The 11845-nt window shown below is 66.4% G+C and carries 10 protein-coding genes and 2 pseudogenes; 8 read left to right on the forward strand and 4 right to left on the reverse strand.

Annotation, left to right across the window (positions count from 1 at the left end; all coding sequences use genetic code 11):
* Positions 1-101 precede the first annotated feature (101 nt).
* Positions 102-1297 (forward strand): annotated as a pseudogene (locus tag ACIP1U_RS09435) (amino acid aminotransferase).
* Between the two features lie 317 nt (positions 1298-1614).
* Positions 1615-2871 (forward strand): polyhydroxyalkanoate depolymerase, encoded by a 1257-nt coding sequence (locus ACIP1U_RS09440; protein ID WP_400314199.1) that lies wholly within the window; start codon positions 1615-1617, stop codon positions 2869-2871.
* A gap of 45 nt (positions 2872-2916) precedes the next feature.
* Here ACIP1U_RS09440 and ACIP1U_RS09445 read toward each other — a convergent pair whose 3' ends face one another.
* A complete protein-coding gene (locus ACIP1U_RS09445) occupies positions 2917-3570 on the reverse strand; it encodes a TetR family transcriptional regulator (RefSeq protein ID WP_400314201.1) in 654 nt (217 codons plus the stop codon).
* A 317-nt stretch (positions 3571-3887) separates the two neighbouring features.
* Here ACIP1U_RS09445 and rsxB point away from each other — a divergent pair, with 317 nt between their 5' ends.
* Together rsxB and nth are read left to right on the forward strand one after the other, a co-directional pair.
* Positions 3888-4697 (forward strand): electron transport complex subunit RsxB, encoded by an 810-nt coding sequence (gene rsxB / locus ACIP1U_RS09450; RefSeq protein WP_400314203.1) that lies wholly within the window; start codon positions 3888-3890, stop codon positions 4695-4697.
* Positions 4694-5338: an endonuclease III gene (gene nth, locus ACIP1U_RS09455; RefSeq protein WP_400314205.1), complete on the forward strand. Its 645-nt coding sequence runs from the start codon at positions 4694-4696 to the stop codon at positions 5336-5338. Before rsxB ends, nth begins: the two co-directional genes overlap by 4 nt.
* Positions 5339-5356: 18 nt before the next feature.
* On the opposite strand, the gene ACIP1U_RS09460 is transcribed toward nth, so the two are convergent.
* On the reverse strand, positions 5357-5983 hold the full coding sequence (locus ACIP1U_RS09460; protein ID WP_400314206.1) for a TetR/AcrR family transcriptional regulator: 627 nt from the start codon (positions 5981-5983) through the stop codon (positions 5357-5359).
* Between the two features lie 86 nt (positions 5984-6069).
* On the opposite strand from ACIP1U_RS09460, the gene ACIP1U_RS09465 reads away from it, so the two are divergent.
* The 3 genes and pseudogenes from ACIP1U_RS09465 (at position 6070) to ACIP1U_RS09475 (ending at position 9366) form a co-directional block, all read left to right on the forward strand.
* A complete protein-coding gene (locus ACIP1U_RS09465) occupies positions 6070-7635 on the forward strand; it encodes a flavin-containing monooxygenase (RefSeq protein WP_400314207.1) in 1566 nt (521 codons plus the stop codon).
* A pseudogene (locus ACIP1U_RS09470) lies at positions 7632-8614 on the forward strand (alpha/beta fold hydrolase). The gene ACIP1U_RS09465 and the pseudogene ACIP1U_RS09470 overlap by 4 nt, the downstream one beginning before the upstream one ends.
* A 26-nt stretch (positions 8615-8640) precedes the next feature.
* On the forward strand, positions 8641-9366 hold the full coding sequence (locus tag ACIP1U_RS09475) for a Coq4 family protein (RefSeq protein WP_400314209.1): 726 nt from the start codon (positions 8641-8643) through the stop codon (positions 9364-9366).
* 281 nt (positions 9367-9647) lie between these two features.
* Here ACIP1U_RS09475 and ACIP1U_RS09480 read toward each other — a convergent pair whose 3' ends face one another.
* A complete protein-coding gene (locus ACIP1U_RS09480) occupies positions 9648-10235 on the reverse strand; it encodes a malonic semialdehyde reductase (RefSeq protein WP_400314210.1) in 588 nt (195 codons plus the stop codon).
* An 88-nt stretch (positions 10236-10323) separates the two neighbouring features.
* Positions 10324-11265 carry a DMT family transporter gene (locus tag ACIP1U_RS09485; RefSeq protein ID WP_400314211.1) on the reverse strand — a complete coding sequence of 314 codons (942 nt, stop codon included), beginning with the start codon at positions 11263-11265 and terminating at the stop codon, positions 10324-10326.
* Between the two features lie 91 nt (positions 11266-11356).
* Between ACIP1U_RS09485 and ACIP1U_RS09490 the strand changes: the two genes are divergently transcribed.
* A complete protein-coding gene (locus tag ACIP1U_RS09490; protein ID WP_400314213.1) occupies positions 11357-11788 on the forward strand; it encodes a DUF1841 family protein in 432 nt (143 codons plus the stop codon).
* Positions 11789-11845 lie beyond the last annotated feature (57 nt).

The raw sequence follows: 11845 nt of genomic DNA on the forward strand, positions 1-11845 counted from the left end.
CCGATTCCGCCCAGAACGGAACGGGGCCTGCCAGCCGCCAGCGCAGTCCGGAGCATTCTACGCCTTCCCGTTTTCTTTCATTGCCGACCACGAGATTCCAAATGAGTTTGTTTTCTGCCGTCGAGATGGCCCCGCGTGACCCGATCCTGGGCCTCAACGAAGCCTTCAATGCCGACACCCGCGCCACCAAGGTCAACCTGGGCGTTGGCGTGTACTTCACCGACGAAGGGAAAATCCCCCTGCTGCGCGCCGTCCAGGAGGCAGAAAAAGCCCGTCTGACCACCGCCACCCCGCGCGGCTACCTGCCGATCGAAGGCATCGCCGCCTACGACCAGGCCGTGCAGACGCTGCTGTTCGGCAAGGAATCGCCGCTGATCACCGAAGGCCGCGTGGTGACGGCCCAGGCACTGGGCGGCACCGGCGCGCTGATGATCGGCGCCGACTTCCTAAGCGCCTGTACCCGGACGCCAAGGTCGCCATCAGCGACCCGAGCTGGGAAAACCACCGCGCGCTGTTCGAGGCCGCCGGTTTCCCGGTGGTCAACTACGCGTACTACGACGCTGCCAGCCACGGCCTGAACTTCGCCGGCATGGTGGAATCGCTGAAGTCGTACCCGGCCAACACCATCGTCGTGCTGCACGCCTGCTGCCACAATCCGACCGGCGTGGACCTGTCGCCCGAGCAGTGGAAGCAAGTGGTGGAACTGGTCAAGGAACGCAACCTGATCCCGTTCCTGGACATGGCCTACCAGGGCTTCGCCGACGGCATCGACGCCGACGGTGCCGCCGTGCGCCTGTTCGCCGACTCCGGCCTGCCCTTCTTCGTATCGAGCTCGTTCTCGAAGAGCTTCTCGCTGTACGGCGAGCGCGTGGGCGCGCTGTCGATCGTCACCACCGGCAAGGAAGAAGCCCAGCGCGTGATGTCGCAGGTCAAGCGCGTGATCCGCACCAACTACTCCAACCCGCCGACGCACGGCGGCACCGTGGTTGCCACCGTGCTGAACAGCCCGGAACTGCGCGCCATGTGGGAAGAAGAGCTGGCCGAGATGCGCGACCGCATCAAGCTGATGCGCCATGCGCTGGTGGACAAGCTGGCCGCCAAGGGCGTGCCGGGCGACTTCTCCTTCGTCAAGGCCCAGCGCGGCATGTTCTCGTACTCGGGCCTGACCTCGGCCCAGGTGGACCGCCTGCGCAACGAGCACGGCATCTACGCCGTCGGCACCGGCCGAATCTGCGTGGCGGCGCTGAACAGCCGCAACCTCGATGCGGTGGTCGATGCGATCGCAGCGGTGATGTAACGCTGCCGGCGTTGCTGCACGGCAACGGGCAGCAACGCATGGCAACTGGCGCCAGCATCACATAGCGCCTTGAAAAAAAGCGGCCTCGGCCGCTTTTTGCATTTGTTTTCAGTCTTATAGGAAGGTGTCATCCAAAAATCAGGCTAATGCCTTATTGTGTTCCGCAGATGGGGAAGTACCTTAAGGTATATGCTGCAAAGCAAGATCGTTAGCACGGTCGTTCGAGAACGGGCATAATCCGCAACGATCCCAGGTGTATTGTCAGTACATTAGTACTTGGTGGTACGTGACCAAAAGTAAGACCAGGCAGAAACGGCATGCTCTACCAATTGCATGAGTTCCAGCGCTCGTTCCTCCACCCGCTGACCGCGTGGGCCCAGGCGACCGCCAAGACTTTCACCAACCCCCTCAGCCCGATGTCGCTGGTACCCGGCGCCCCCCGTCTTGCGGCGGGCTACGAGCTGCTGTACCGGCTCGGCAAGGAATACGAAAAACCGTCGTTCGACATCAAGTCGGTGCGCTCCAACGGCCGCGACATCCCCATCGTTGAGCAGTCCGTGCTGGAAAAGCCGTTCTGCAAGCTGCTGCGCTTCAAGCGCTATGCCGACGACCCGGAAACCATCAAGCTGCTGAAGGACGAGCCGGTGGTGCTGGTATGCGCGCCGCTGTCGGGCCACCACGCCACGCTGCTGCGCGACACCGTGCGCACGCTGCTGCAGGATCACAAGGTCTATGTGACCGACTGGATCGACGCGCGCATGGTGCCGATTGAAGACGGCGCCTTCCACCTGTCGGACTACATCTACTACATCCAGGAATTCATCCGCCATATCGGCGCCGAGAACCTGCATGTGGTTTCGGTGTGCCAGCCGACCGTGCCCGTGCTGGCCGCGATCTCGCTGATGGCTTCCGCCGGCGAGACGACGCCGCGCACCATGACGATGATGGGTGGCCCGATCGATGCCCGCAAGAGCCCCACCGCCGTCAACTCGCTGGCCACCAACAAGTCCTTCGAGTGGTTCGAGAACAACGTGATCTACACCGTGCCGGCCAACTATCCCGGCCACGGCCGCCGCGTGTACCCGGGCTTCCTGCAGCATGCCGGCTTCGTCGCGATGAACCCGGACCGGCACCTGTCATCGCACTATGACTATTACCTGAGCCTGGTCGAGGGCGACGCCGACGACGCCGACGCGCATGTGCGCTTCTACGACGAGTACAACGCGGTGCTGGACATGGCCGCCGAGTATTACCTCGACACCATCCGCGAAGTGTTCCAGGAATTCCGCCTGGCCAACGGTACCTGGGCCATCGATGGCAAGCCGGTGCGGCCGCAGGATATCAAGGGTACCGCGCTGATGACGGTCGAGGGCGAATTGGACGATATCTCAGGCGCGGGCCAGACCGCCGCCGCGCACGACCTGTGCAGCGGCATCCCGACAAACCGCAAGCAGCACGTGACCGCGCCGCGTTGCGGCCACTACGGGATTTTCTCGGGCCGGCGCTGGCGCGAGAATATCTATCCGGACCTGCGCGATTTCATCCGCAAGTATCACCAGCCCGCATCGAAATAACCCCGCCGCAGAAAACACAACGCCCGCAATCGCGGGCGTTTCTTTCTATGCGCTCTCGGGACAGCAGGAGCGCTTCAGATAGCAGAGCAGCATCTCGGTATGCAGCTCGGCAAAGCGCTCATGCTCGTGCTGCGAAGCCACATCGCGGCCGGTCACCGCGCTGATGGTGTAGCGGTTGGACAGCACGTAGTAGCCCAGCGCCGAGATCGTCAGGTAGAACTGGGGCACGTCGATATTGTCGCGGAACACGCCCTGCTGCTGGCCCCTGTGGATCACGTCGGCCAGCACATCCACGACTGGGTTGATCAGCTGCTGCAGCTGCGCCGATTTCTTCAGGTGGCGGGCTTCGTGCAGGTTCTCGCTGTTGATCAGGCGAATGAACTCGGGGTGCTCGTAGTACCAGTCCCAGACAAAACGGGCCAGCGCGCGCACACCGGCGATCGGGTCTTCGTCGACCAGGTGCAGCCTTTCCTCGGCGGCGCGGAATTCGGCGTACTGTTTTTCCAGCACGGCCAGGAACAGCCCTTCCTTGCTGCCGTAGTAGTAATACAGCATGCGTTCGTTGGTTTCCGCGCGCCGGGCAATCTGGTCGACGCGGGCGCCGGCCAGGCCACCCTTGGCGAATTCCTCGGTGGCCGCAGCGAGGATGCGTCGGCGCGTCCCTTCGGGGTCGCGTTTGGTCTTGGTCTCTGTTGACATGAATGGCTGGTCGATCGTTGCGCGGATTATGGCACACGCCGGAATGCGGCAGTCCGGCTGCGCGACGCGCATCATCGCCGTTTCTGTCCATCGGCGAAATCGGGGATAATCCTTGCGGTGCGAGGGCTCGAAGAAGCCCGACCGGCCGCTGAGGCCCGCCGGCGACGGTTCCGCCGGATTATTGTGCGCCGGCGCAGGCCCGCCGGCTGTCCGTGGGGCCGCAGTTATGTCGCCAAGCACGCACAGCGCCGCATGCGCCCCATAAATGTCCAGTCCTGTCCTGATCCGGTTTGTCTCCTGAATTCCAGCCTGTTGTCGTGAATCCCGCCGTCAAGTCCCTCGCCGACCGCATCGAGGCGTTGCTGCCCCAGACCCAGTGCACCAAATGCGGATTCAACGGCTGCCGCCCGTACGCCGAGGCCATGGCCGCTGGCGAAGCGGCCTGCAACCGCTGCCCGCCCGGTGGCGCGGAAGGGGTGCGCCGGCTGGCCGGGGTGCTTGGCGTCGAACCCATCCCGCTCGATCCCGAACGCGGCACCGAGCAATCTCGCGCGGTCGCGCTGATCGACGAGACCCTGTGCATCGGATGCACCCTCTGCATCCAGGCATGTCCGGTCGACGCCATTGCCGGCGCCGCCAAGCAGATGCACACGGTGATTCCCGAGCTGTGCACCGGCTGCGACCTGTGCGTGGCGCCCTGCCCGGTAGACTGCATCGCCATGATCCCGGTCACCGGCGACCGCACCGGCTGGGACGCGTGGTCGCAGGCCCAGGCCGACGCAGCCCATGCGCGCTACCTGGCACGCCAGGCCCGGCTGGTGCGCGAGCGCGAGGAAAACGACGCGCGCCTGGCTGCCAAGGCCGCGGCCAAGCTGGCCGCGGTGCAGGCCGAAGCCCCGCAGGACGACGCCGAGCGCGCCGCGCAGGAGCGCAAGCGCGCCATCATCCAGGCCGCCATCGAGCGCGCTCGCCAGAAGCAGCAGGCCGCGCGGCCGCGCAATACGGAAAACGTCTCGCCCGCCGTTCAGGCGCAGATCGATGCCGCCGAAGCGCGCCGTGCGCGCGCCGGCCTGACCGAGCCAGCGGTCGGCCCCAACGCCAAACCCGACCCAGAACAACAACAATGAACGCCGCCAAGTGCCGAGCCATTTTCGAGACGCTGCGCGAAGTCAACCCTGCCCCGGTGACGGAACTGGAATACAGTTCGCCGTTCGAGCTGCTGATTGCCGTGCTGCTGTCGGCGCAGGCCACCGATGTCGGCGTCAACAAGGCTACGCGCCGGCTGTTCTCGGTCGCGCACACGCCGCAGCAGATGCTCGACCTCGGCGAGGCCGGGCTGAGCGAATACATCAAGACCATCGGCCTGTACAAGACCAAGGCCAAGCATGTGATCGAAACCTGCCGCATCCTGGTCGAACGGCACGGCGGCAAGGTGCCGCCCGACCGCGACGCGTTAGAAGCACTGCCGGGCGTAGGCCGCAAGACCGCTAACGTGGTCCTCAACACTGCTTTCGGCGAGCCCACCATCGCGGTGGATACACATATCTTCCGGGTCGCGAACCGCACCGGGCTGGCGCCTGGCAAGAACGTGCAGGTGGTCGAACAGGAGCTGCTCAAGTGCGTGCCGCATGAATTCCTGCACGATGCGCACCACTGGCTGATCCTGCACGGCCGCTACGTATGCAAGGCGCGCAAGCCGGAATGCTGGCACTGCGTGATCGAGCCGCTGTGCGAGTTCAAGGAGAAGACGGAAGCGCCGCAGTTGTAAGCGCCTTGGCGGCGGACCTTAGTCCGGCTCGCGCGCCAGCACCATGGCCAGTTGCAGCGCCGTGCGTGCCACCACCTCGACGTCGGGCGTGTAACCCTGTCCGATCCAGCGCAGCGCGACATGGATGACCCCGCCCGCCACGCCCGCGGTCAGCAACGGATCGAGTTGCCGCCCCGGCGGCAGCAGCGCTTGCGCCAGGAGGCCGCCAAATTCGCTCAGCGAATCCGCCAGCGCGCCATCGACCAGCTTGCTGACGCCGCGGATCTCCACCAGGAACACGCGCGCCGAACGCGGCTCGCGCTGCAGGGCCCCGAAATAGGCGCGCAGCATCGCCAGCGCCCGCCTGGGGCCGTCGCCGCCTGCCGCCTCCCCGGCGCGGGCCAGTGTCTGCAGCAAGCGGTGCGTGACTGCCTGGAACGACGCCAGCAGCAGCGCCTCGCTGTTGGCGAATGACTCGTAGAAATAGCGCTCGGTCAAGCCGGCGGCCTCGCACACGGCCTTGACCGTGGCGTTCTGGTACCCGCGCTCTCCATAGACCTGCACCGCCGCGGCAATCAGCTGGCCTCGGCGTTGGGCGCGCCGTTCTTCGGCGTCGGCGCCGCGGTAGCGGCGTGCAGGGGTGAGCGCGGTGGTCATGCGCGCCATTATGACATTCCCTATTGTCAGATGCCTTGTCATATCGCTTCTGACAACCTATGTTGTCAGAAGCGCCACTCGCCCGGATGCCCGACATGACCGCACCCCGTCCCGATGATGCCGTCCTCGATGTCTTGATCGTAGGCGCCGGCCTGTCCGGCATCGGCGCCGCGCGCCACCTGCAGATGCGCTGCCCCGGCAAGCGCTACGCCATCCTGGAAGCCCGCGACGCCATCGGCGGCACCTGGGACCTGTTCCGCTACCCCGGCATCCGCTCCGACTCGGACATGTACACGCTGGGCTACCGCTTCAAGCCCTGGCGCGGCGCCAAGGCCATCGCTGACGGGCCGTCGATCCGCGCCTATATCCGCGAGACCGCCGAGGAAGCCGGCATCACGCCGCATATCCGCTTCGGCCACAAGGTCGTCAGCGCCGCATGGGACAGCGCCGCGGGCTGCTGGACGGTGGAAGCCGAGCGCACGGCGGACCATGACCGGCTGCGCCTGCGCGCCCGCTTTCTATATGTCTGCGCCGGCTATTACAGCTATGCCGAAGGCCACCGCCCGGCGTTTGACGGCGAGGATCGCTTTCGCGGCCACATCCTGCATCCTCAGTTCTGGGACGAATCGCTCGACTTCGGCGGCAAGCGCGTGGTTGTGATCGGTAGCGGCGCCACAGCGGTGACGCTGGTGCCGGAAATGGCAAAGCGCGCCGCGCACGTCACCATGCTGCAACGCTCTCCCACCTACATCGTGACGCGCCCCGCCGAGGACGCGATCGCCCACAAGCTCCGCCGCCTGCTGCCCGAGCGGCTGGCCTACGGCGCCACGCGCTGGAAGAACGTACTGCTCGGCATGATGTTCTTCCAGCTGGCGCGGCGGCGGCCGGAGCGCACCAGGGAACGGCTGATCGGCATGGCCGCGGCACAGCTGGCGCCGGGTTTTGACGTCGCGACGCATCTGACGCCCCGCTACAACCCGTGGGACCAGCGCCTGTGCCTGGTGCCCGATGGCGACCTGTTCGGCGCGATCCGCGACGGCCGTGCCACGGTGGAGACCGATACCATTGACCAGTTCACCGAAAATGGCATCGTGCTGGCCAGCGGCAAGACGCTCGCCGCGGATATCGTGGTCATGGCAACGGGGCTGAAGCTGAACATGCTGGGCGACATCGCGGTCAGCGTCGACGGTGAGCCGCGCCGCCCCGCCGAGTCGTTCGCGTACAAAGGAATGATGCTGAGCGACGTGCCAAACCTGGTACTCGCCTTCGGCTACACCAACGCCTCGTGGACGCTCAAGGCCGACCTCACCGCCGAGTACGTCTGCCGCCTGCTGCGCTATATGGACCGCCATGGCCACCGCGTGGCAATGCCGCGCGCGCCCGCCGGCATGCAACCCACGCCGTTCCTGGATTTCACCTCGGGCTATGTGCAACGCGCCGCCACCGTGCTGCCCCGTCAAGGCGACCGCAAGCCATGGCGCGTCTATCAGAACTACCTGAAAGACATGCTGACAATCCGGCACGGGCGCATCGCCGACGGCGTGCTGCAGTTCGATGTCCTGTCTTCCGCCACCCAGGTTAGCCGGCCCCACCGGGACAGCCAGGGCCCTGCCGAAACCAATACTGTGCCGGCCGTTGCCGCCAGCGAGGTGCAATCGTGACCTTCGCCCTGACCGTCATTGGCTTGCTGATCGCGCTGATCTTAGTCCTGGGCGCGGCGCTATGGCTGTACACGTTGCGCACCGTCCGGCGCATCGAGGCGGCAATGCCGCCGCGCGGGCGCTTTGTGGACGTGCCCGGCGCGCGGCTGCATGTGGTCGAGCGCGGCCAGGGCCCCGCCGTGCTGCTGGTGCACGGGCTGTCGGGACAGCTGGAGAACTTCGGCTACGGCATGATCGAACCGCTCGCCCGCCACTTCCGCGTGATCGCCGTCGACCGCCCCGGCGCGGGCCACTCGACGCGCGTGGCGGGCACCGCGGCGGATTTGCCGGCACAGGCCGATGCGCTCGCGGCGCTGTGCGACCAGCTTGGGTTGGAGAAACCGCTGGTGGTCGGCCACTCGCTTGGCGGCGCAATCGCGCTGGCACTGGCCATCCGTCACCCCGAGCGCGTCGGCGGCCTGGCGCTGATCGCGCCGCTCACCCATCCGCCCAAGACGATTTCGCCGGTATTCCAGGCGATGACCGTGCCGAGCGCGTTGCGCCGACTGCTGGCTTGGACGCTGGTGGTGCCGATGTCGGAGCGGCGCCGTGAAGAAGTCATGGATATCGTGTTCGGTCCCGACCCGTTCCCGCTCGACTTCCCGACGCGGGGTGGCGGCCTGCTGGCGCTGCGGCCCTCCCACTTCCTCGCTGCTTCCGAAGACCTGATCGGTGCCGCGCGCAGCCTGCCGGCAATGCTGCCGCACTATGACTCGCTGTGCGTACCGGTGAGCGTGCTGTACGGCCGCGGTGACCGCATCCTCGACGTTGCCGAGCATGGCGAGAAGCACTGGTTGCCAGGGTGCAGGGCGCCACGCTGACGCTGGTAGACGGCGGCCATATGCTGCCGGTGACCGCCATCGACACCTGCGTCGACTTTGTGCGCGACGCCGCCGCGCCGCTGCATGCCCCGGCCACCGCCCCGGCGCAGTTCGCCTGACTCACGCTGACTCACGGATCCCTGCCATGACCACCCCGACCGCCTCCAATCCCTACAAGCAGGATGTCTTCACCGCGTTCCGGGCCGTGCGCAAGCTGCTGGCGAACGGCAACGACACCGAGCAGGTGTTCCGCATCATGCGCGCGCTGAACGGCCCGTCGATGCCGCGCAACTTCAGCCGCCTGCTGTCCACGCCCGATGGCAGGCGCATGGTCTACCAGCGCATCGAACTGGCCGAGCGCCTGTCCGATCCCGCCTATATCGCGAGCTTCGCCCCGGGCACGGTCGGCGCGGCGTACCGCGCCTTCCTGGAAAAGACCGGCTACAGCGCGGACGGGCTGGCCAAGGTCTCCAACCTCGACCAGGAGCCCGTGATCGAGGACGCCTACATGTGGTTCGGCCGGCGTACCCGCGATATCCACGACATCTGGCATGTGCTCACCGGCTACCGGGCCGACGAAAGCCTTGGCGAAGCCGCGCTGGTGGCGTTCAGTTACGCGCAGACCGGCGGCAAGGGATGGGCATTCATCGCCATCGCCGCGTCGCTGAAAAGCCTGCGCGTGACTGGCAGCCTGGCCTTTGCGCGCGCCGTGCTTGAAGGCCACCGGCTGGGGCGCCGCGCCGGGTGGCTGCTCGGCGAGGACTACGAAATGCTGTTGCACGAACCGCTTGACGCGGCCCGCGCCCGGCTCGGCATCGCCGAGCCAGGTCGTTACCTCGCCTGCAACCCCGTGCAGGAATGGACTGCCTGAGGTTGCGACGCACCACAAAAAAAGCGACCCCATGGGTCGCCCAGATTGCTGACAAAGGGAAAATGCCAGACTGTTTGCTCCCCTCTCCCGCTTGCGGGAGAGGGGCTGGGGGAGAGGGCCGGCGCATGGCAAGCACCGTGGCGCCTCACTTCGTGGCAACTCCTGCCCTCTCCCCCGCCCCTCTGCCAAAAATGGGAGAGGGGAGACAACATTCGCAGCCTTTGACTTTGTCAGCAGCCAAAGCGACCCCATGGGTCGCCTTTTTTAGGCACTCGATGTCTTCAGACGATGCGGCAAGCTTCGTCGAACGACAGGCGCGGCAGGCGCGGATGCAGCTTCTCGGCGATGCCGTAGCCCAGGTTGACCAGGAAGTTGACCGACCACTTGCCATCAGGGAAGAAAGCCGCGTTGACCTTGTCGGCGTCGAAACCGGCCATCGGACCGCAATCCAGGCCCAGCGCACGCGCGGCCAGGATGAAGTAGCCGCCTTGCAGCGAGCTGTTCATCAAGGCGTCGCGGGCAATCTTCTCATCATTGCCGGCATACCAGGCACGCGCGTCGGCGTGCGGGAACAGGCGCGGAAGCTGGTCGTGGAAGGCCTTGTCGAAGGCGATGATCGCGGTGATCGGCGCGGAGCGGGTCTTCTCGACATTGCCGGCGGACACGCATTCCACCAGGCGCGCCTTCTCGGCAGCGCTCTTGACGAAGACGATACGGGCCGGTCCGCTGTTGGCGGCGGTCGGGCCGAACTTCATCGCGTCATAGATCTGGTGCAGGACGGCGTCGTCCACGTGGCGGTCTTGCCACACGTTGTGGGTGCGGGCCTCGGTGAACAGTTGCGCCAGCGCGGCTTGGTCGATCTGGGACATGCGGCTCTTTCCTATCCAAGAAGTGTAAGAAGCCGCGATTCTACCCAAGAGCCAGGATGTGCCGCGCCAGCGTCTTTGACCGATCCGTTCAATTCTCTTGCATGTCGCCGCGGGCTGGCGCCGGCGCGCTGCTGCGCCGCGTCAGCCACAGCACGCCGGCCAGGATCAGCCCGCCGCCAAGCGCCTGCGTGCCGCCGATATGCTCGCCCAGCAGCAACGCCGCCAGCAGCACCGTGACCACCGGTTCGAGCGTCGACAGCATCGAAGCCTGCGCCGCGCCGAGCCGTTGCAGCCCGGCGAAGAAGGTCAGGATCGCCAGCACCGTAGACAGCAGAGCGATCGCCGCCAGCACCAGCCAGCCGCCGGCACTGGCGGGGAACTGCGGCGGCACGCCCGCGCCAAGGCGCAGCAAGCCGACCGCGCCGTAGACCAGCGCGGCCGCGGTGCAGATCACCGTGGTGGTGGCAATCGGGTTGACACCGGCTGTCACGCGCGCGCCGACGATGATGTAGACGGAATAGATCACCGCCGCCGCCAGCCCCAGCGCGATGCCCAGCGGCGAACCCTCGCCACCGCCGACCGTCAGCCCGGCTCCCACCGAGCACAGCACCAGCGCGATCACGGCTGCCGTGGTCAGCCGTTCTTTCAGGAATACCGCGGCCAAGATCGTCACGAACAGCGGGTACAGGTACAGCAGCAGCGCGACCAGGCTGGCCTGCGCATGGTTCAGCGCACTGAAGAAGCAGAACGATTGGCCGACGTAGCCGATGCCGCCCATCGCCGCCAGCGCCAGCACTCGCCGCCACGGCGGCAGGCCGATGCCGCGCGTGCGCATTACCCACGCCAGCGCCGCCGCTGCCAGCACGAAGCGTACGAGCAGCAAGCCATAGACGTCGGCACCGGCCGCATAGGCAAAGCGCGCAAAGATCGCCATGGCGCCGAAGGCGCTGGCCGACACCGCGATCAGCAGCACCCCGGCAAGCTTGGCACGGGCCTGTTCCTGGGCGGTGGTGGAGGCGGAGGCGGTCATGAAGGTGGCGCGAAGTCGACGATCCCGCATTCTACTTGGCGCCGCCGGCGCGCCAGCGCTCGCCACGCCCCTCGTTTACAATGGCGCCACCATGTTTAATCCCTCACGAGAAGAAGTCCGCCGTTTCTTCTGCGAAGCCTGGCAGAAGCAGATCGCGGGCAGCGTGCTGACGCCGCTGGAAGTCATTGCCGTCGACTGGATCGGCGAGCATCCCGAGTACCACGAGCTGCTGCGCGACACCGAAGGCGCGCTGACGCAGGACTACACACCCGAGCAAGGCCAGACCAATCCGTTCCTGCACCTGGCGATGCACCTGTCGATCTCCGAGCAGGTCTGCGTCGATCAGCCGCGCGGCATCCGCGAGGCCTACGAGGCGCTTGCGCGCCGGCTCGACTCGCCGCACGAGGCCCAGCACCAGGTGATGGAGTGCCTGGGCGAGATGCTGTGGCAGGCACAGCGCAGCGGCCTGCCACCGGACGGCGACCAGTACGTCGACAGCGTGCGCCGGCGCGCGATGCGCTGAGCGCCACTCCAGCCGGCTGCTGACCGGCTGCGTACATTTCGTCACAACCCGATTTCT

This window comes from Cupriavidus sp. NPDC089707 (genome assembly GCF_044748965.1).
Classification (GTDB): domain Bacteria; phylum Pseudomonadota; class Gammaproteobacteria; order Burkholderiales; family Burkholderiaceae; genus Cupriavidus.

Coding starts and splice junctions, on each gene's coding strand:
- ACIP1U_RS09465 (WP_400314207.1), top strand. CDS start 6,070: ATGACCGCACCCCGTCCCGATGATGCCGTCCTCGATGTCTTGATCGTA.
- ACIP1U_RS09480 (WP_400314210.1), bottom strand. CDS start 10,235: ATGTCCCAGATCGACCAAGCCGCGCTGGCGCAACTGTTCACCGAGGCC.
- ACIP1U_RS09460 (WP_400314206.1), bottom strand. CDS start 5,983: ATGGCGCGCATGACCACCGCGCTCACCCCTGCACGCCGCTACCGCGGC.
- ACIP1U_RS09440 (WP_400314199.1), top strand. CDS start 1,615: ATGCTCTACCAATTGCATGAGTTCCAGCGCTCGTTCCTCCACCCGCTG.
- ACIP1U_RS09485 (WP_400314211.1), bottom strand. CDS start 11,265: ATGACCGCCTCCGCCTCCACCACCGCCCAGGAACAGGCCCGTGCCAAG.
- ACIP1U_RS09475 (WP_400314209.1), top strand. CDS start 8,641: ATGACCACCCCGACCGCCTCCAATCCCTACAAGCAGGATGTCTTCACC.
- nth (WP_400314205.1), top strand. CDS start 4,694: ATGAACGCCGCCAAGTGCCGAGCCATTTTCGAGACGCTGCGCGAAGTC.
- ACIP1U_RS09445 (WP_400314201.1), bottom strand. CDS start 3,570: ATGTCAACAGAGACCAAGACCAAACGCGACCCCGAAGGGACGCGCCGA.
- ACIP1U_RS09490 (WP_400314213.1), top strand. CDS start 11,357: ATGTTTAATCCCTCACGAGAAGAAGTCCGCCGTTTCTTCTGCGAAGCC.